Raw genomic sequence first — 19,167 nt, 5'->3', positions numbered from 1 at the left:
GATAAAGAACTAATTTAAACGTTAAAACTCTTAATTTGTATCAAAATTAAATTCGGTTATAAAATGTTATGATTTACTTAAAATAACGACTTAAAATAGAAATAAAAGATATTTACAACTATCTTTATTTTTGAAAAAAGAAAAATTAATTACTACCTAAAAAAAAGATTTCTATGAAAAAATTTGCACTAATACTTTTTGCATTAGTTTTATTTAACTGTAACAGTAATGCACAATCAGGAAAAAAGGAAGAAGAAGTTTTTAAGGTGTCTAAAACCGATGCCGAATGGAAAGCCCAATTAACAGATAACGAATATTATGTTTTAAGAAAAGCTGGAACAGAAAGAGCATTCTCGAGTAAATTAAACAAAGAATATGGAGAAGGAACTTATATTTGTGCTGCTTGTAATACTCCATTATTTAAAGGTAAAAACAAGTTCGATTCTGGAACAGGATGGCCAAGTTTTGACAGAGAAATTAAAGGAAATGTAGATTTTTCTGTAGATTACAACCTAGGACACGCAAGAACCGAAGAACACTGTGCTACTTGTGGCGGACATTTAGGTCATGTTTTTAACGATGGCCCAAGTAAAACAACAGGTAAAAGACATTGTATTAACGGTGTTGCAGTAAAATTTATACCAAAAGAAAATGAGTAATTTTAAAATTAATAAGTCTGATAAAGAATGGAAAGAACAACTTACAGACGAAGAATACCGTATTTTAAGAGACAAAGGAACCGAAAGACCACACACAGGAACTTACAATCTTCATTTTGAAGAAGGAACTTATAAATGTGCAGGATGCAATCAGCAATTATTTGAAAGCTCTAGTAAGTTTGATGCGCATTGCGGTTGGCCAAGTTTCGACGAGTCTATTAAAGGCACAGTAAAATATGTTTTAGATAAAACCCATGGCATGATGCGTACCGAAATTGTATGCTCTAATTGTGGCGGACATTTAGGTCATGTTTTTAACGATGGCCCAACAGAAACTGGTACACGTTACTGCGTAAACTCTTTAAGTGTAAAGTTTGACAAGCCTAATGAGTAGTTATTTATCCAGCACTATTAAACAATTTGAATACTATAAAAGTCTTGGAGATAAGACTTTTAAGCAACTCACTTTCGATGAATTGCAGTGGCAAAGTCATGAAGATGCAAATAGTATTTCTATAATTGTAAAGCATATTGTTGGTAACATGCTCTCGCGTTGGACTAATTTTTTAACCGAAGATGGTGAGAAAGAATGGAGACATCGAGATGAAGAGTTTAATGCTACTTTTAATACCTACGAAGATTTAATTACTACTTGGGAAACCGGTTGGAAATGTTTGTTTGATGCTATTACGCCTTTAACCAAAGACGATTTAGAACGCATTATTTATATAAGAAACCAAGGCCATACGGTAACCGAGGCTATAAATAGACAATTGGCACACTACTCTTATCATATTGGGCAAATAGTATTTTTAGGGAAACTACTAAAAGGTAGTGATTGGGAGTCTTTATCTATACCTAAAGGAAATTCTACTGCTTATAATGACGATAAGTTTTCTAAAGCGAAAGGTAAAAGACATTTTACAGACGATTTGTAGGCAACTATAATGGTTAATTACTAAAATTAAAAAAGACTACTGCCACTCTTTGCGTGAGTGATAGCAACGGCATCCTTTTGCTTTTTTAAGCAAAAGATATAGTGGATAGCACGACCTTTAGGTCACGCCCAAAATATTTTAAATCCTCAAAAAAAAGATAGAGTTTTAAGAATTTTATATGTTTTTAGAATTTTATTGTTTTTGGTTTTTGGAATTTAGGATTTTCCGATTGAAAATCCTTAAATTTGATACTTTATAAAACGACTAAAAATTACACGATGAGTAAATACGATATTATTGTTCTTGGAAGTGGTCCTGGTGGCTACGTAACTGCTATTAGAGCTTCGCAATTAGGTTTTAAAGTTGCCGTTGTAGAAAAGGAAAGTCTTGGTGGTGTATGCCTTAATTGGGGCTGTATACCTACTAAAGCTTTATTAAAATCTGCTCAGGTATTCGAATATTTAAAGCATGCTAGCGATTACGGATTATCTGTTAAGGAATATGATAAGGATTTTGATGCTGTTGTAAACCGAAGCAGAAATGTTGCTGAAGGTATGAGCAAAGGTGTTCAGTTTTTAATGAAAAAGAACAAAATCGACGTTATTAAAGGTTTTGGAAAATTGAAGCCTGGTAAAAAGGTTGAAGTTGAAGGAAAAGAATATTCTGCAGACCACATTATTGTTGCCACTGGCGCACGTTCTCGTGAGTTACCAAGTTTACCACAAGATGGTGAAAAAGTTATTGGTTACAGACAAGCAATGACATTGAAAAAACAACCTAAGAAAATGATTGTTGTTGGTTCTGGTGCTATTGGTGTTGAGTTTGCTTATTTCTATAACGCCATGGGAACTGAGGTTACTGTTGTAGAATATTTACCAAATATTGTACCTGTAGAAGATATTGATGTTTCTAAGCAATTAGAAAAATCTTTTAAGAAAAGTGGTATAAAAGTAATGACATCTGCCGAAGTAACTAAAGTTGATACTTCTGGTACTGGTGTTAAAGCGACTGTAAAAACTAAAAAAGGTGTAGAAGTTTTAGAAGCTGATTTAGTTTTATCTGCTGTTGGTATTAAAACAAACATTGAAGGAATTGGTCTTGAAGATGTTGGTATTGCTGTAGATAGAGATAAAATATTAGTTAACGATTTCTACCAAACAAATATTCCTGGTTACTATGCTATTGGCGATGTAACTCCTGGACAAGCTTTAGCACACGTTGCTAGTGCTGAAGGTATTTTATGTGTTGAAAAAATTGCTGGACAACATGTTGAGGCTTTAGATTACGGTAACATTCCTGGTTGTACTTATGCGTCTCCAGAGATTGCTAGTGTTGGTTTAACAGAGAAACAAGCTAAAGATCAAGGTTTAGATATTAAGGTTGGTAAATTCCCGTTCTCGGCTTCTGGTAAAGCAAGTGCTTCTGGTGCTAAAGATGGCTTTGTAAAAGTTATTTTTGATGCTAAGTATGGCGAATGGTTAGGATGCCACATGATTGGTGCTGGTGTTACAGATATGATTGCTGAGGCAGTTTTAGGACGTAAACTAGAAACTACAGGACACGAAGTACTAAAAACAGTACATCCTCACCCAACAATGAGTGAAGCGGTTATGGAAGCTGTTGCAGATGCTTATGATGAAGTAATACATTTATAAATAGTTAAGATTTTTTAAATATTATATAAATAAAAAAACAGTCTGAATTCATGGAATTCTTTTTTGAATTTTTTTATATCTAAAAATCAACCGATCAAAGAATCAACCAATCGAAAAGTCGAGCAATCTACTTTATAAAACTCTGTATTGCTAATTCGTAGCTTTGTAAACCAAAACCTAAAATAACACCTTTTGCGTTAGCCGAAATATAAGATTGGTGCCTAAACTCCTCTCTACCAAAAGTATTAGAAATGTGCACCTCTACAACCGGCGTTTCTATTGCTTTTACTGCGTCTCCAATACCTACAGAGGTATGCGTATAAGCTGCTGCATTTAATACAATACCATCGTAATTAAAACCACAAACTTGTAGCTTATCTATTAACTCGCCTTCTATATTAGATTGAAAATACTCTAATGCTACATTTGGATATTTTTCTTTTACGGTATCAAAAAACTCTGTAAAAGTTAAGCTTCCATAAATATTAGGTTCTCGTTTACCCAGTAAATTAAGATTTGGACCGTTAATGATGATTATTTTTTTCATGTGATTTTTTTATTGTTTTTTTGAAACATGCTGTTCGCTAATAAATATAAAATTCTTATTTATAATTTTTGAATACGCTAGTTACATAATGTAAAAATACAAAAGTTATGGCATAAAAAAACCGAAGCGGTTAGGCTTCGGTTTTAATACTATACAATTTGATATTAAAGCGTGTAGCCTACAGAAAATTGTAACAAACCACGTTTAGTATCAAAATCTGTAGTATAATCATCTGTAGATTTATAAACAGATAATATACCATAACTATAACGCAAAGAGAAGTTTAAACCAGTTTCGAACTCATAGTATAAACCACCAGTTAAAGCTACATCAATCTTTCTTATTTCATCTTCAATATCTACACTATAAGTTGTTGTATTGGATTTATCTGTTTGCTTTCCAGATAATAGGTAACTAAATGTTCCACCGCCCTCAAACCCAAAACCTTCAGATATTTCATATTTAAAAACCATTACTAAACTTAAGTAATTAAGTTTTACTTCACTTTCTATTTTAGAGTCTAATTCGTAATCATAAGTTTCAGCATTAAAACCTTCAGAAGAATATAATAATTCTGGTCTTATAATTACACCTTCTGTAATTTCTGCTTCAAAATAACCACCGGCATGAAAAGAATAAACTGGACTAGATTCAAAATCTGCTAAAATAGAAGACATATTTGCTCCTGCCTTAACACCAAAACTAAGGTTAGATAAATCTACTTGTGCATTTACAAGTAAGCCCGTTAATAGAAAAGTAAGGATAAAGTAGTTTTTTTTCATTTTGTTTATGTTATTGATTAGGCATTAAAACTATACTATAGTAATATAGTATGCAACATAAAAAACGAATAAAAAATTAAAACCCTATTAATCAGGTTTTCTAAAAATATTTATGGCATAAAAAAACCGAAGCTGTTAGGCTTCGGTTTTTTAAATATTATAGTGGTTCTAATTAGAACTTGTAAACAACACCTAATCTGATATCATCAAAGTTTAATCCTACATTGAAGTTATCTTGAGAATCAGAAGCACCATCGTACTCTTGAGTTTGATAACTTAAGACACCCACTGTTGCTTCGATAGCAAAGTTTTTAGATACAAAATAGCTAATACCTGGAGCAAAAGCAATATCGAAACCATCATACTCAGCATCAATTAATTTATCTTCACCAGATTTGTAATCTACACCTAATTCTGTAAATAAAGAAAATTGACTAGCTGGAGCAAAGTAATATCTACCAAATACACCAACTGAAAATTCAGATTGATCTAAAGTATCAGTACCGTCATTATCTGCTGTATCTGACTCATATCCTACTTTTAAACCTGCAGCAATATTTTCAGATACAAAGTATCCTGCTTTAGGAGCAATAGTAAAAAAATCAGAACTGTTATCTCCAAAAGATGAATTACTAAAACCTACTGTTCCAGAAATAAAAAATCACCTTTTTCGAAACCACCAACAGTAGTATCTTCTTGTGCATTAACACTTGTAAAACCTAATACTGCGATAGCAGCTGTAAATAATAATTTTTTCATTTTAATATGATTTTATTGATTTGTGGCTACAAAATTAGAAGATACTTACATATTGAACAAGCAAAAACGAACCTAAAAAAAGAGCCTAATTATAACTTGTTGATTATTAATTTTTAGCATAAAATATTTAACACAAAATTTAGTTTTTTTGATAGAATGATTTCCCATATTAAACAACTAAATTCTTGATTTTAAGAACATTAACAAACCAACAACAAATTAAACTATTGTTTTTTTGCATTTTTATCATTAAAAAACACATAGAACAGAATACTCTGTGTTAAAAAATATTAAAGTCGACTAATAATGCAAAAAAAAGGCTAAAAAACTGTATTATTTTTACTGCTAATTACCTTGAATTTGAAGTAAATATTTTAGTTGAACGATAAATTACGGTTTGGGAGATACCACTAAGCGAATTTATATTTGTTTTAGCTTAGTTTAAAGCACAAAAAAGCCGAAGCAAATGCTTCGGCTTTAAATACTATATAAATAAGATATTTTAATTTTTAAAATAAAAATCTATTTGAGTTTGTTCTCCAGCTTTTAAATTTGTTAATGCTCTAATTTTAGAGTCATCAACAAAAATTTCTATTACAGCAGTATTTGTAGACATGGTACCAACGTTTTCTGCTGTTAATATAAATGTGTTCTTTTTATTTACTAATGCTAACGGGATACTTTTTCTTTGGTTTGTAGTTTCAAAATCTCTTAAAACAGTGTTACCATTATATTTTAAAGTAACTCTATCGCCGTCTAATTGTCCACCATCGAAAATTTCAATTCTAATATTTTTACTTTTAGAAAACACACTCATGGTTTGTTTGCTTCTTAAAATATTCATTTGAATAGAATCCATAGTTTTAGCAATATCAATATTTTGCTTTTCACTATCTGTTAAGCGTTTTGTTTTTTTAATAAACTTGTTTGCTTTTTCTATTTTTTTAAGCTGTTTTTCTTTGGTCGATAGTAAGATCTCTCCATTAATACATTCGGTTTTATCTGGAAACAAACCTTTAAAATCACCATTTAACTTAGAGGACTTTCCTAATTTGTAAGAATTTGAAGTAAAATTTACATAACAAAAATCGTCCTCAGTAATATCAGACTTAGTATAAATAGTTTCTACTTCTTGAAAACGTAATTGTTTATTTTTTTCATTATAATCTCCAATAATACTAGTTTTGGTTTCGTGATCTCCACCTACATCTGTTAATGTATAACCATTAATAATACCATTTGTTTCTTGTAGTTTAACAGTTAAACTTATTAAGGAAGAATCGTTAAGCTTTATAAAACCAACGTATTCGTACTCTTGTTGCCCAAAGCACATTTTAAAACAAAATGAAATTAAAAAAAAGAGTATAATACGTTTCATAAATGGAAAAAAAAATAGATATTGTGTAAACAAACTTAAACCAAATAATATGAAAATTAAACTATTACTCTCGTTTTTAGTATTCTTTATTGGAATTACTACAGCAAGTGCATCGTTTCCAGTTAAGCGTACTGCTAAAACAGTAGAAAACACAACTAACATAACTACAGATACTGTAGATGCAGAGATGACGTCTCCTGCTGTTATGAAAAGAAAAGACAAAACTACAGCCATTTTATTATGGGTGTTTTTAGGTGGTTTTGCTGCTCACAGATGGTATTTAGGAAGCCCAATTGGATGGAATATTCTTTTTATTCTTACTGCTGGATTCTTTTTCGTTGGATGGGTAATTGATGGAATTGATATTATTACAGATAAATATCCTGGGCTATAACAGCTAAATAATTTTATTTTTTATAAAAGCCACTTCTTTATTGAAGTGGCTTTTTTATTTTAGTGCTATGAAATGGGAAAACGCACTTAAAGACTATAAACTGTATCTTAAAATAGAACGTGGCTTATCAAGCAATTCTATAAGTAACTATAGTTTTGATGTTAAAAAACTTATTAATTACTTAGAAGATAATAGCATTGTGGTTTCTCCTATTTTAATATCTAAAGAAACCATACAACAGTTTATTTATACTGTTGCTAAAACAGTTAATGCGCGTTCACAATCTAGACTAATCTCTGGGCTAAAAGGTTTTTTTAATTATTTGGTTTTTGAAGACTATCGCAAAACAAATCCTTTAGACACCATAGATGCTCCAAAAATTGGAAGAAAATTACCAGATACCTTAAGCGAAACAGAAATAAACCAACTTATTGATGCTATAGATTTAAGTACACCTCAAGGCGAACGTAATCGTGCTATTTTAGAGCTGCTTTATGGTTGTGGTTTACGTGTTAGCGAGTTAACTAATCTTAAAATTTCTGACTTATTTTTTGAAGAAGGTTTTATTAAAGTTACAGGAAAAGGAGATAAACAACGCTTTGTGCCTATTATTGAAGCAACACAAAAATACATTAACATTTATAAAACCGAAATACGAAATCACCAAACCATACCAAACGAATTTAAAGATACACTATTTTTAAACCGAAGAGGTAAACAGCTTACACGTGCCATGATTTTTACTATAATAAAACAATTAGCAGTAAAGATTAATTTAGAAAAAACCATCTCTCCACATACATTTAGACATTCTTTTGCTACTCACCTACTAGAAAATGGAGCAGATTTAAGAGCCATACAACTTATGCTTGGTCACGAAAGCATAACAACTACAGAAATCTATATGCATGTAGACAAAAGCCACTTAAAAAGTGTTATAAACACCTATCACCCAAGACAATAAATCAATATTTTAAGTTGAAAAATGGAATTGTAAGTATTTTTCTATATATTTGAGTGTAATCCATTTACAAAATAGATTAATCCCTTAAAATTAAATTGTAGCAAGTTTTACAATGCTATAAACTAACACAATTTATTTTATGAATTTTAACACCCCAAAATCTAACCTTAGAAAGTTTCAAACTGCCCTAGAAATATCAAAAATTGGCGTTTGGGATTTTAACGAAAAACTAGATCGAGTTTTCTTCTCTAAATCTTCTAAAGCTATTATTGGCTTTGAAAACGATGCTACCTTTGGTAATAATATTGACGATTGGAATAACAGAGTACACCCAGAAGACAAAAAAAACTATAGAAAAGATTTTAGAAACCATATTGATGGAAAAACGGTTTTTTACATTAATAAGCATAGAATATTATGTAAAAATGGCACTTATAAGTGGATTTTAGATAAAGGTCAAATTGTTAACGACCATAGAAAAGATGGATACATTCATTTTATTGGCACACATACAGATATAACCGAGCAACAAAATAACGAAGTTAAGGTCCATAATGCACTTACCATTGCAACAAAACAAAATAACAAGCTTAAAAACTTTGCACACATTGTAACTCATAATTTAAGGCAATATTCGGGTAATTTTGAAAGCCTTTTAGAGTTTTATGATGAAGCAGAAAGTATAAAAGAAAAAGAAGAACTTATTGGCCATTTAAAGGAAGTCTCGAGCTGCTTAGATAGAACCATCCAAAATTTAAACGAAATAGTATCTGTACAATCTAAAAAGAATACTCATTTAGAAAATCTTAATATTAGCCATTTTATAGAAGAAACACTTAAGGTATTAGATCTTATTATAGTAGAGAGTAAAGCTGTTATTAATAATAAAGTCGATCCAAGTTTATTTGTACACTATAACTCTGCTTATTTAGAGAGTATTATCCAAAATCTAATTTCTAATGCAATTAAGTACAAACACCCTGAAAGAGATCCTGTAGTTACAATAAGTTCTAAAACAGTAAAGTCTAAATTAGTTATTTCTATTCAAGATAATGGTATTGGTATTGATTTAGCTAAATTTGGTAAAGATATATTTGGCCTCTATAGAACGTTCCATAATAATAAGGATGCCGAAGGTGTAGGCTTATATTTAACAAAAAATCAAATCGAAGCCTTTGGAGGGAAAATTACAGTTAATAGTGAGGTTAATGTAGGAACAATATTTAATATTATTATTCCAAATAAAAAGCCCAATTAGTAAACTAATTGGGCTTTTGTATATAATACAATAGTCTTTTTATTTTGCAATATTAACCGCTCTTGTTTCTCTAATAACAGTTACTTTAACCTGTCCTGGATACGTCATATCAGTTTGTATTTTTTGCGAGATACTAAACGATAAATCTGCAGCGTTTTGATCGTTTACTCTTTCGCTTTCTACAATAACACGTAATTCTCTACCAGCTTGTATAGCGTATGCTTTCTTTACACCTTGGAAACCAAAGGCAATATCTTCTAAATCTTTTAAACGTTGGATATAACTATCTAAAACTTGACGTCTTGCTCCTGGTCTTGCTCCTGATATAGCATCACAAACTTGAATAATTGGAGATAATAAAGAAGTCATCTCTACCTCGTCGTGGTGAGCACCAATAGCATTACAAACTTCTGGTTTTTCACCAAATTTCTCTGCCCATTGCATACCTAAAATAGCGTGAGGTGTTTCCATATCTGCTTCTGCATCTGGCACCTTACCTATATCGTGTAATAATCCTGCTCTTTTAGCTAGTTTAGGATTTAAACCTAACTCAGCAGCCATAATACCACAAAGCTTAGCGACTTCACGCGAGTGTTGTAATAAGTTTTGTCCGTAAGACGAACGGTATTTCATACGCCCTACCATTTTTATTAATTCTGGATTTAAACCATGAATTCCTAAATCGATAACAGTACGCTTACCTACTTCTATAATTTCTTGCTCTATTTGTTTTTGTGTTTTCTTAACAACCTCTTCAATTCTTGCAGGATGTATTCTTCCATCTGTAACTAATTTGTGTAAAGATAAACGTGCAATTTCACGTCTTACAGAATCGAAACAAGATAAAATAATGGCTTCAGGAGTATCATCTACAATAATCTCTACACCAGTTGCAGCTTCAATAGCTCTAATATTTCTACCTTCTCTACCAATAATACGACCTTTAACATCATCATTCTCTATATTAAATACAGACACACAGTTATCTACTGCCTCTTCTGTACCAATACGTTGTATAGTGTTAATTATTATTTTCTTGGCATCTTGTTGAGCGGTAAGTTTCGCTTCTTCCATTTTACCTTGAACATAAGCCATAGACTCTATCTTAGCTTCACCTCTTAAAGATTCTACCAATTGAGTTTTTGCGTCCTCTGCAGATAAGCTAGAAATAACTTCCAATTGCTCTATTTGGCTTTTATGAAGTCTGTCTACTTCTTCTTGTTTTTTATCTATAATTTCTAAGCGATAGTTGTAATCCTTTTGTTTTGCTTCAACCTCTGTATTAAGTTTCTTCGATTTAGCTAATTCGCTAGATACCTGAGACTCTTTATCTCGTGTACGCTTCTCAGCATCCGACATTTTCTTTTCACGAGAAGAAATTACTTTTTCGTGCTCAGATTTAAGCTCGATAAATTTTTCTTTTGCTTGAAGCATTTTATCTTTTTTAATGCTCTCTCCTTCGCTTTTAGCTTCTCTCAAGATGCTTGATGCCGACTTTTTAGCGTTTTTAATAATTTTAGAAGCATTACTTCTCTCCATCATTTTAGCAATAGCAAAGCCGATAATAGCACCTATTGCTACACCTGCGATACTAAGTATAATTGTTTGATCCATTTTAGTTAGTTTAATTGTATAAAAAAAGCCTACACTAATTTTGGTTTTGTATAAACTCCTTAAATACACGTTTAGGGTTAACAAGCTGATCAAGTATCTGCCCAAATAGTAAACTATTAGCAGCACGCTTTTACAACTTAAACTCACCCTTCATAAAGAATTAACTGTTGAGTTTATCAAAAAAATAATTAATGTAGGCAGTAACCTAGTTTTATTTATAAGAACGTTATGAACTTAAATGTAAATCTAACATTTGGTTTAAAGCATTTAACTTCTCTTCCACGTGTTCGTTTACATGTTCTTTATCTAAATTTTTCTGTTCTACTTGAGATGCAAATTGCAAAGCACACATGGCTAAAACATCTTGTTTATCTCTAACAGAATAACTTTGCTCAAACTGTTTTATCATAGCTTCTATGTTCTTAGCTGCTTTTCGTAAACCTTCTTCCTGACTTGGTGGAATTGTTAAAGGATATACTCTATTTGCTATCGAAAGCTTTATTTTAAGCATTTCTGCCATATGTTGCTATGTTACATTATTCTGAGAGTTGACCAATACAATGATCTATTTCTCTTATTAATGTGTTTATTTTGAGTTTTGTTTCTCGTTTATCTTCATCACTGCCAAGTATTGTATTGGCCATTTTAAGTGTCTCGTACTTTTCTTTCCAAGCTTTAATTTCTAATTCTTGGTTTTCTATAGTACTACGATATTGTGTTTCTTCTTGAGATAATTTTAAATTAGCTTCCTTTAAAACACCTTGGGTCTTCAGGACTTCGCTTATTTTTTTCTCTAAAGCATCTACAATACCTTCTATACTACTCATCTACAAATATCAATACTTATGTTACAAAGTTAACAGAACGCAACCTATTTAACAATTGTTTTTTCATAAAATTTTAAATAATAATTAGGAAAACAAATTATTAGTATTTAAACTACAAAAAATCAATACTATGGCTTGGTCTTTCAATTTGTCTTTGCTATTAATAATCAATTGTATATTTTAGCAACTGTATCAAGAAATCGATATAAAATTATATATGCACAAATTCCTTTTATTCTTCCTGCTTAGTTATTCTGTTTTTTCACAAAACCAATATCCGCAGGACTATTTTAGATCACCTTTAGACATTAATATTGTTTTAGCCGGAACTTTTGCCGAGTTGCGCTCTAACCACTTTCACTCTGGATTAGATATTAAAACCAAGCAAATTGAAGGCCTAAAAGTTTATGGTATTGCAGATGGCTATGTTAGCAGAATAAAAATTGCTCACTTTGGATACGGAAAAGCCTTATATGTCACTCATCCTAATGGTTACACTAGTGTTTATGCACATTTACAAAAGTTTAGTCCTAAAATTGAAGACTATATTAAAGCGAAACAATACGAGAAAGAATCTTTTGAAATTGAAGTTTTCCCAACGCCTGAAGAATTAAAAATTACCAAAGGCGAATTAATTGCTTATTCAGGAAATACTGGTAGTTCCTCTGGTCCGCATTTACATTTCGAAATTCGTGATAATGAAGAAAGACCAATTAACCCAATGCTTTTTGGTGTAGACGTTAAAGACACTAGAAAACCAACAATTTCTAACGTATATGCATATCCTATTGGTCCAGCCTCTCATGTTAACGGTTCAAACAAAAAACAAAAACTGCGTGTTATCCCTCAAAAAAATGGTGATTATAAAATTGAAGATTTAAAAGCCTTTGGAACCATTGGTTTTGCTTTAGAAACAATAGACAGACAAGATTTGGCAGCCAACAAAAATGGCGTTTATAATATCTCTACTTACTATAATGGTATTCAGAATTTTGAAATAGATTTTAAACGTTTTTCATTTGAAGAAACAAAACATCTAAATCGCTTAATCGATTATTCGCATTATAAAGATAAAAAGCAAAAGCTTCAAAAATTATTTATAGAAGAAAACAATCCGTTAAGTTTATACGATAACATTATAGATAGCGGTTATATTACTATTTACGATAGTACAGCTTCGGTTTACAAAGCAAAAATTAGTGATTTTAAAGGCAACGAAACTAATTTAGACATTACACTTAAAGGCGATGTTAAACTTCCAGACGATGTTGAAGAAAAAGTAACCACACAACATTATATACAACACGACCTAGAAGCAGAATTAGAACAAGACAATTTTAAGGTTAGCTTTTACAAAGACACCTTTTACGATAGTTTTTTCATCGATTTTAGTGTTAAAAACGATACACTTACACTGCATAAACCGGTGCTACCGGTAAAGAAAAGCTTCACCATATCTTACGATATTAGCAATTTTAAAGAAGAAGATTTAAAACAACTTTATATAGCCGAATTAATAGGTTGGAACAACTGGCCAAGCTATTCTACTACAAAAAGAAAAGGAAATACGCTTAGCACCTATACTAAAGATTTAGGAACATACGTTTTAGCAAGAGACACCGTTGCACCTACAATTAAAGCAGTAAATTTTAAAGACGGAAGTTGGTTAAGTAAATACCGTTATTTAAAAGTAAAAATTAACGATAAAGGTACTGGCATTTCTAACTATAGAGCGACTATTAATGGCCAATGGATTTTAATGGAATACAATTACAAGAATAAAATATTGACTTACGATTTTAACGATGCTGTTAAAACAGAAACTAAGAATAAATTAAAAGTAATTGTTACAGATAACGTAGGAAATAATACTACTTTTGAAACTACTTTTTTTAGAAAATAATTTACAAAAATAAAGACCTTGATTACAAAAACTAATTTTCTTAAACTATTAACTTTACTGCTTCCACTCTACGCATTAGCACAAACTGCAACTATAAATGGAGTTATTTTAGACGAAGGCAATTTTCCGCTTCAAGCTGTAAATATTAAAACGGAATCTTCGGGTACTACCACTAATGCAAATGGTTTTTACGAAATTACTGTTAAAGCAAATACCGATGTTACTTTAGTGTATTCGCATGTATCGCATAAAAACGTAACCGTTACTGTTAACTTAAAAAATGGTGAAATTTTCGAGTTCAATCCTGTTTTAAAAACAGATGTCGATCAAATTGAAACCATTATTCTTAACGGAAGAAAACGAAAAGACGTACAAGGCATTATAAACATCGCTCCAGAAACGTTAATTAAAATTCCAGGAGCACAAGCCGGTGTAGAAAATTTACTAAAAACATTACCAGGAGTAAGTGGAAATAACGAATTAAGCACACAATACTCTGTACGTGGCGGAAATTTTGACGAAAATCTTGTATATGTAAATGGTATTGAAGTTTACAGACCTTTTTTAGTACGTTCTGGACAACAAGAAGGTTTAAGTTTTATAAATAGCGATTTAGTAGAAAATGTAGATTTCTCTGCTGGAGGTTTTCAAGCTAAGTATGGTGATAAATTATCTTCGGTTTTAGACATTACTTATAAGAAACCTAAAGATTTTGCTGTCGCTGCAGATTTAAGTTTACTTGGTGGAAGTGTTGCCGTAGAAACAGCGAGTAAAGATTCTAAATTTACAAGCATTACTGGTTTACGTTACAGAGACAATTCGCTTTTAGTACAAGCAAAAGAAACCGAAACCAACTATAATCCTATTTTTGCCGATGTGCAAACCTATTTAACATATAGGTTTACAGATAAATTTGAATTGAGTTTCCTCGGAAACGCTTCGCTTAACAAATATAATTACGAGCCACAAACCAGACAAACCAATTTTGGAACCTTAGACAATCCGTTAGCTTTATTAGTGTTTTACGAAGGACAAGAGCGCGATAGCTACCAAACACTTTTTGGAGCATTACAAGGAACTTACGAATTAAATGATAATGTTAACTTAGCCTTAGTAGCTTCAACTTATCATACTACAGAAGAAGAACATTTCGATATTTTGGCACAATACCGTTTAGGAGAAGTAAACAGTAATATTGGAGACGAAGATTTAGGAGAAGTAGAATTTTCTGAAGGTATTGGTGGTCAATTAAACCATGGACGTAACGATTTAGACGCATTAATAACAACTATAGAACATAAAGGAACAGCAGATATTGAGGGTAACGAAATTAAATGGTCTGTAAAATACACAAAAGAAGATATTAGAGATCGTTTAATAGAATGGGAAGTTATAGACTCGGCAGGATTTTCTATAAATCCACCAGCTTCTGGAGGTTTTAGTCAAGAACCATACGAGCCAGACACATTTCCTATTACTGCTTTTCAAAATGTGCAGGCAAAAAATAACACACAAATAAATAGAATACAGGCCTACTTACAATGGAGTAAACGTTCTACTTTAGGCGATGCCGATGTTTGGTACAATGCTGGTGTTCGTGCACATAATTGGCAAGTAAAAGATGATAATGCAACTGGAGATAACCAAATAGTAATTAGCCCAAGAGCACAATTTGCTATCAAACCAAATTGGAAAAACGACATGTTATTTCGTGTTAGTGGTGGTTTATATTATCAGCCTCCATTTTACAGAGAATTACGAGATGCTAGCGGAACTGTACAACCTAATGTAAAAGCTCAAAAATCGGTACACTTTGTTTTAGGTAACGATTATAGTTTTAAAATGAACGACAGACCGTTTAAACTAACTACAGAGTTGTATTACAAAAATCTTACCGATGTAAATCCATATACCGTAGAAAACGTTCGTATTCGCTATGCTGCCGAAAACAATGCTACCGCTTATGCCTACGGATTAGATATGCGATTAAATGGTGAGTTTGTTCCTGGAACAGAAAGCTGGTTTAGTTTTGGCTACCTTAAAACCGAAGAGAATATTAATAACAGAGGTAATATTGCAAGACCAACAGACCAACGTTTAAAATTTGCTGCTCTTTTTCAAGATTACGTACCTAATTTACCAAACTTTAAAATGTATTTAAACTTAGTTTATAATACAGGATTACCAGGTGGTTCACCTAGTTATGCAGACAAATACCAATACCAAAGTAGATTGCCAGATTACAAACGTGCAGACATTGGTTTTCAGTTTGTAGTTGTAGATGCTAAAAAGCAATTTAAAAGCGGTTGGAAAAAACCTTTCAAGGATCTTTCTTTTGGTTTCGAAATTTTTAATGTTTTCGATGTGCAAAACTCAATTACCAATACTTGGGTTCGCGATGTATATAGCAAAAGACAATATGCAATTCCTAATTACTTAACACCTAGAGTATTTAATATTAGAACTACAATGCGTTTTTAATATATTTTAAAAACTGGATATGTTTTTAGAATTCATTAATATTATAATGAATTATATTTAAGTTATTGTTGTCATTATTTCTTAAACAAAATAAACAATAAAGATTTTAAATAAATAAGCTTATTTTTTTTGAGACATATAGTCTTGCCATTTTATTAAAATAAACTTTTCTAAATTGTGCTCTTTCTTTTTTAAAAAGCCGTATTCGTAAACAAAAAGGTAAACTTCTCCTTTTACATTTTTCCAATAATGTGTAAAAAAGTTAGAATCGAAACCTAAATCTATAATTGTTGATGCTCTTACAGTTGATTTTCCCGATTTATTGAAAGTTTTTAATATACGCCTATTTAACTTTAACTGTTTATCTACTTTACTATAAAACTGAGGTGTTTCTTCTAATGTTCTCTTATAATGGAAAGAACTCTTGCAGTAGAGGTCGCAAAATTTCTTATCCGATCTACCTTTTAATTCCTTTTCACAAGCCAAACATTTATTAACGTTCATAAACATAAACTGCATTTAATGAGTATTATACGAATACTATTCGTTTAATATACGACTATTTCATATCATATAAATATATTGTTTAAAAATTATTAAAATGCTAAATAAACATATTACTCTAAAACATCTTTTTATTAAAGAAAAGCAATGTATTGGTCTGCAATTTAATTCCGATAAAGTTATACAAGCTCTAATTAAAGAATTACCAGAACCAAAATGGAGTAAAGAGTTTAATATGGTTTATATATTAAATAGCAAATCTAATCTAGATTCAATTTTTGAAAAATTTAAAAACGTTGCGTGGGTTAATTGTAATTATTTTTTTCAAGACAGAAAATTAAATAGCAATAATATAACTACAGATGTTACTTGGTTTAAAAACCGAGTAGTTAGTAAAGATTATAGATCCTGTCCTGAAGAATATTTACTTAAATTAGAATTGAAAAAATACTCAGATAGTACTGTAAAAAACTATGTCTATAGTTTTGAGTCCTTTATTAACTACTATAAGGATAGAGAATTATTTAGTATAAATGAGAATGATATTAGATTGTATTTACAAAAATTAATTAAAGAAAAAAGGTCAAATTCATATATAAATATGTCTATAAATGCTATTAAATTTTATTACGAAATGGTTTTAGGCATGCCAAATCGGTTTTATTCCATAGAAAGGCCAAGAAAAGAATCTAAGCTACCTAAAGTATTAGCAAAAGAAGAAATAATTAAAATGATAAGCCAAACAAAAAACTTAAAACACAAATGTATTATAAGTCTTTTATACTCCTCCGGTTTACGTAGAAATGAACTTTTAGAACTAAAATTAGAAGATATTAATAGCAAAAGAATGCTTATAAGAGTTGAACAAGCAAAAGGTAATAAAGATCGCTATACAGTACTAAACAAAAGTGTACTTGAAGATATGAGAAAGTATTTTAAAATATATAAACCTAAAACCTATCTTTTTGAAAGCCCTATACCTGGGAACAAATACAGCACCTCAAGTGTATTACAAATAGTTGTTAAAGCTGCAAAAAAAGCAGGAATTAAAGAAAGAGTTACACCACATATTTTAAGACATAGTTTTGCTACTCATTTATTAGAAAGCGGAACAGACATTCGTTATATACAGTTATTATTAGGTCATAATTCAACTAAAACAACAGAAATTTATACACATGTTGCAACAAATTCTTTTACAGAGATTAAAGATTTACTACATTAGTGCATATAATAGATATATAGTTAATATTAACTATATACAATTGTTAGCCACAATTTAAAATCAGAACGTAAATGAAACAAAATGACATACTAAAAATAGGAACATTTAGTATTTTATGCTATTTGATTTTAAGAGTAAGTCATTACATTTTAATAAAACTACTACTAATACTTAATTTAAAATTCCAAATTGAAAATGAAATAATTCTATTGACTTTAAATGGAATTGTTACTGGAGTTTTGCCAATTATTGTTTTGATAATTTCCATTAATAAAAGTATATTAAAATCAATTATTCCGACTTTCAAAACTATATTTTCCCTGTTTATAGTTTTAATAGTTCTGACTTTTATTAGAGAGGGAACTGATATTTATAGAAATCAATATATGTCAATCTCTGAACTTGGCTCATTTAAAGAAACCTATTTTAATCAATTATCGTGGTCAATTGCTTTTTTCTTATTTGTTTCATTTGCAATACTAATATTCTATCTAATAAGATTGGGCTCGTTAGAAAAACAGAACTTTGAAAAAAAATCTAAAATTTTGAAAGTTGGAATATCAAGTGTATTATGTTATTTATTATTTGAAAAGGTATATCTAATTTCGACTTCAATACTTACTTGGATTTATACACTCTTAAAAATAGAAAACGAATTTATAATATTAGGTATTAATGTTCTATTTGGTTTTTTGTCTGTTGTAATCTTAATTTCAATGTACAACCGAATAATAAAGAATAAAATCCCTTCTAAAAAGAATATTTATATCCTATTATCTGTTGGAATTATATTAGTCCTTTTAGCTTCAGGAAACAACTTTTTAGTTTCGGAATATCTTATAGACAAAACTGATTTGGAATTTTCTAATTATAAATTTTTATCGCAATTCTATTGGACTAATGAATTAAACTATTTGGTTAGATTTTTAGGACTGACTTATTTCATATGGAAATTATATTCCGAAAGAAAAACTGTGGCTAACACCGTATAAAATTAATTGCTTGGTTCTCGCCTACTTGGAAATTCCTTCGGAATTTCCTCTGGTTCGTTTTCTATTTACTAATTTAGTTGCTTAACCACGCAACTAACCTTATACATAAACGTTGCCGTCCATTGCTTACTCGGCTCAAAAAACGGTAATTCACTCAAAAGTCGATTAAAGTAAATAACGGTTTCCGATCCATTAATTGCGCAATCTTTGCGTACGACTGACCTCACTCACACGCAATCTTTGTTAAACGGATTTACTAAGCTTTGCGCAACTCTTAAGTAGATAAA

19 protein-coding genes and 1 other RNA gene are annotated in these 19,167 nt (G+C 30.6%); 11 read left to right on the top strand and 9 right to left on the bottom strand.

Annotated elements, in window-relative coordinates; translation table 11 throughout:
* Positions 1–173: 173 nt before the first annotated feature.
* The 4 genes from msrB (ASC41_RS16400) to lpdA all read left to right on the top strand — a co-directional run bounded on the left by msrB (ASC41_RS16400) (position 174) and on the right by lpdA (position 3,252).
* Positions 174–659: a peptide-methionine (R)-S-oxide reductase MsrB gene (gene msrB, locus ASC41_RS16400; protein WP_055437731.1), complete on the top strand. Its 486-nt coding sequence runs from the start codon at positions 174–176 to the stop codon at positions 657–659.
* The gene (gene msrB / locus ASC41_RS16395; protein WP_055437730.1) at positions 652–1,053 is read left to right on the top strand and encodes a peptide-methionine (R)-S-oxide reductase MsrB; all 402 of its coding nucleotides are present in this window, start codon (positions 652–654) and stop codon (positions 1,051–1,053) included. The genes msrB (ASC41_RS16400) and msrB (ASC41_RS16395) overlap by 8 nt, the downstream gene beginning before the upstream one ends.
* Positions 1,046–1,597, top strand: coding sequence for a DUF1572 family protein (locus ASC41_RS16390; protein WP_055437729.1), 552 nt, complete (start codon positions 1,046–1,048; stop codon positions 1,595–1,597). Before msrB (ASC41_RS16395) ends, ASC41_RS16390 begins: the two co-directional genes overlap by 8 nt.
* Before the next feature lie 278 nt (positions 1,598–1,875).
* The gene (gene lpdA, locus ASC41_RS16385) at positions 1,876–3,252 is read left to right on the top strand and encodes a dihydrolipoyl dehydrogenase (RefSeq protein WP_055437728.1); all 1,377 of its coding nucleotides are present in this window, start codon (positions 1,876–1,878) and stop codon (positions 3,250–3,252) included.
* A 127-nt stretch (positions 3,253–3,379) separates the two neighbouring features.
* Here the strand turns inward: lpdA and aroQ are convergent, their stop codons facing one another.
* The 4 genes from aroQ to ASC41_RS16370 form a co-directional block, all read right to left on the bottom strand.
* Complete coding sequence (gene aroQ, locus ASC41_RS16380) at positions 3,380–3,799, bottom strand: type II 3-dehydroquinate dehydratase (RefSeq protein WP_055437727.1); 420 nt, start codon at positions 3,797–3,799, stop codon at positions 3,380–3,382.
* A 164-nt stretch (positions 3,800–3,963) separates the two neighbouring features.
* Entirely contained in the window at positions 3,964–4,581 is a 618-nt protein-coding gene (locus ASC41_RS16375; protein ID WP_055437726.1) for a porin family protein, read from the bottom strand.
* Between the two features lie 172 nt (positions 4,582–4,753).
* A complete protein-coding gene (locus ASC41_RS16715) occupies positions 4,754–5,236 on the bottom strand; it encodes an outer membrane beta-barrel protein (RefSeq protein WP_083477239.1) in 483 nt (160 codons plus the stop codon).
* A 606-nt stretch (positions 5,237–5,842) separates the two neighbouring features.
* Positions 5,843–6,718: a hypothetical protein gene (locus tag ASC41_RS16370; protein ID WP_152971510.1), complete on the bottom strand. Its 876-nt coding sequence runs from the start codon at positions 6,716–6,718 to the stop codon at positions 5,843–5,845.
* A 49-nt stretch (positions 6,719–6,767) separates the two neighbouring features.
* Between ASC41_RS16370 and ASC41_RS16365 the strand changes: the two genes are divergently transcribed.
* The 3 genes from ASC41_RS16365 (at position 6,768) to ASC41_RS16355 (ending at position 9,334) form a co-directional block, all read left to right on the top strand.
* Entirely contained in the window at positions 6,768–7,112 is a 345-nt protein-coding gene (locus tag ASC41_RS16365; protein ID WP_055437724.1) for a TM2 domain-containing protein, read from the top strand.
* A 67-nt stretch (positions 7,113–7,179) separates the two neighbouring features.
* Positions 7,180–8,076, top strand: coding sequence for a site-specific tyrosine recombinase XerD (gene xerD, locus ASC41_RS16360; protein WP_055437723.1), 897 nt, complete (start codon positions 7,180–7,182; stop codon positions 8,074–8,076).
* Positions 8,077–8,215: 139 nt separating this feature from the next.
* Positions 8,216–9,334: a sensor histidine kinase gene (locus tag ASC41_RS16355; RefSeq protein WP_055437722.1), complete on the top strand. Its 1,119-nt coding sequence runs from the start codon at positions 8,216–8,218 to the stop codon at positions 9,332–9,334.
* A 39-nt stretch (positions 9,335–9,373) separates the two neighbouring features.
* Here the strand turns inward: ASC41_RS16355 and rny are convergent, their stop codons facing one another.
* The 4 genes from rny to ASC41_RS16340 all read right to left on the bottom strand — a co-directional run bounded on the left by rny (position 9,374) and on the right by ASC41_RS16340 (position 11,775).
* Positions 9,374–10,948, bottom strand: a complete 1,575-nt coding sequence (gene rny, locus ASC41_RS16350) for a ribonuclease Y (protein WP_055437721.1) — start codon at positions 10,946–10,948, stop codon at positions 9,374–9,376.
* Between the two features lie 52 nt (positions 10,949–11,000).
* Positions 11,001–11,121: non-coding RNA, 6S RNA (gene ssrS / locus ASC41_RS16710), on the bottom strand.
* A gap of 53 nt (positions 11,122–11,174) precedes the next feature.
* Positions 11,175–11,468: a cell division protein ZapA gene (locus tag ASC41_RS16345; protein ID WP_055437720.1), complete on the bottom strand. Its 294-nt coding sequence runs from the start codon at positions 11,466–11,468 to the stop codon at positions 11,175–11,177.
* A gap of 16 nt (positions 11,469–11,484) precedes the next feature.
* Positions 11,485–11,775, bottom strand: a complete 291-nt coding sequence (locus ASC41_RS16340; RefSeq protein WP_055437719.1) for a hypothetical protein — start codon at positions 11,773–11,775, stop codon at positions 11,485–11,487.
* Between the two features lie 217 nt (positions 11,776–11,992).
* Here ASC41_RS16340 and ASC41_RS16335 point away from each other — a divergent pair, with 217 nt between their 5' ends.
* Positions 11,993–13,678 carry a M23 family metallopeptidase gene (locus tag ASC41_RS16335; RefSeq protein ID WP_055437718.1) on the top strand — a complete coding sequence of 562 codons (1,686 nt, stop codon included), beginning with the start codon at positions 11,993–11,995 and terminating at the stop codon, positions 13,676–13,678.
* Positions 13,679–13,699: 21 nt separating this feature from the next.
* Entirely contained in the window at positions 13,700–16,159 is a 2,460-nt protein-coding gene (locus ASC41_RS16330; protein WP_055437758.1) for a TonB-dependent receptor, read from the top strand.
* A 120-nt stretch (positions 16,160–16,279) separates the two neighbouring features.
* On the opposite strand, the gene ASC41_RS16325 is transcribed toward ASC41_RS16330, so the two are convergent.
* Positions 16,280–16,663 carry a hypothetical protein gene (locus ASC41_RS16325; protein ID WP_055437717.1) on the bottom strand — a complete coding sequence of 128 codons (384 nt, stop codon included), beginning with the start codon at positions 16,661–16,663 and terminating at the stop codon, positions 16,280–16,282.
* Between the two features lie 97 nt (positions 16,664–16,760).
* On the opposite strand from ASC41_RS16325, the gene xerA reads away from it, so the two are divergent.
* Both xerA and ASC41_RS16315 read left to right on the top strand, forming a co-directional pair.
* On the top strand, positions 16,761–17,888 hold the full coding sequence (gene xerA, locus ASC41_RS16320) for a site-specific tyrosine recombinase/integron integrase (RefSeq protein ID WP_055437716.1): 1,128 nt from the start codon (positions 16,761–16,763) through the stop codon (positions 17,886–17,888).
* A 71-nt stretch (positions 17,889–17,959) separates the two neighbouring features.
* Positions 17,960–18,880: a hypothetical protein gene (locus tag ASC41_RS16315; RefSeq protein WP_055437715.1), complete on the top strand. Its 921-nt coding sequence runs from the start codon at positions 17,960–17,962 to the stop codon at positions 18,878–18,880.
* Positions 18,881–19,167: the final 287 nt, after the last annotated feature.

The sequence above is a fragment of the Lacinutrix algicola genome, from assembly GCF_001418085.1.
In the GTDB taxonomy this organism is placed as follows: domain Bacteria; phylum Bacteroidota; class Bacteroidia; order Flavobacteriales; family Flavobacteriaceae; genus Lacinutrix; species Lacinutrix algicola.
The sequence above is the reverse complement of the archived record's forward strand: the minus strand, read 5'-3'. Positions and strand labels throughout refer to the sequence as shown.

Bases quoted from the DNA above. Each gene is read 5' to 3' on its own strand.
- ASC41_RS16325 (WP_055437717.1), bottom strand. From the start codon at position 16,663: ATGAACGTTAATAAATGTTTGGCTTGTGAAAAGGAATTAAAAGGTAGA.
- ASC41_RS16375 (WP_055437726.1), bottom strand. From the start codon at position 4,581: ATGAAAAAAAACTACTTTATCCTTACTTTTCTATTAACGGGCTTACTT.
- ASC41_RS16345 (WP_055437720.1), bottom strand. From the start codon at position 11,468: ATGGCAGAAATGCTTAAAATAAAGCTTTCGATAGCAAATAGAGTATAT.
- msrB (WP_055437731.1), top strand. From the start codon at position 174: ATGAAAAAATTTGCACTAATACTTTTTGCATTAGTTTTATTTAACTGT.
- lpdA (WP_055437728.1), top strand. From the start codon at position 1,876: ATGAGTAAATACGATATTATTGTTCTTGGAAGTGGTCCTGGTGGCTAC.
- msrB (WP_055437730.1), top strand. From the start codon at position 652: ATGAGTAATTTTAAAATTAATAAGTCTGATAAAGAATGGAAAGAACAA.
- xerD (WP_055437723.1), top strand. From the start codon at position 7,180: ATGAAATGGGAAAACGCACTTAAAGACTATAAACTGTATCTTAAAATA.
- ASC41_RS16335 (WP_055437718.1), top strand. From the start codon at position 11,993: ATGCACAAATTCCTTTTATTCTTCCTGCTTAGTTATTCTGTTTTTTCA.
- ASC41_RS16365 (WP_055437724.1), top strand. From the start codon at position 6,768: ATGAAAATTAAACTATTACTCTCGTTTTTAGTATTCTTTATTGGAATT.
- ASC41_RS16315 (WP_055437715.1), top strand. From the start codon at position 17,960: ATGAAACAAAATGACATACTAAAAATAGGAACATTTAGTATTTTATGC.
- ASC41_RS16370 (WP_152971510.1), bottom strand. From the start codon at position 6,718: ATGAAACGTATTATACTCTTTTTTTTAATTTCATTTTGTTTTAAAATG.
- ASC41_RS16340 (WP_055437719.1), bottom strand. From the start codon at position 11,775: ATGAGTAGTATAGAAGGTATTGTAGATGCTTTAGAGAAAAAAATAAGC.
- ASC41_RS16355 (WP_055437722.1), top strand. From the start codon at position 8,216: ATGAATTTTAACACCCCAAAATCTAACCTTAGAAAGTTTCAAACTGCC.
- xerA (WP_055437716.1), top strand. From the start codon at position 16,761: ATGCTAAATAAACATATTACTCTAAAACATCTTTTTATTAAAGAAAAG.
- ASC41_RS16390 (WP_055437729.1), top strand. From the start codon at position 1,046: ATGAGTAGTTATTTATCCAGCACTATTAAACAATTTGAATACTATAAA.
- rny (WP_055437721.1), bottom strand. From the start codon at position 10,948: ATGGATCAAACAATTATACTTAGTATCGCAGGTGTAGCAATAGGTGCT.
- aroQ (WP_055437727.1), bottom strand. From the start codon at position 3,799: ATGAAAAAAATAATCATCATTAACGGTCCAAATCTTAATTTACTGGGT.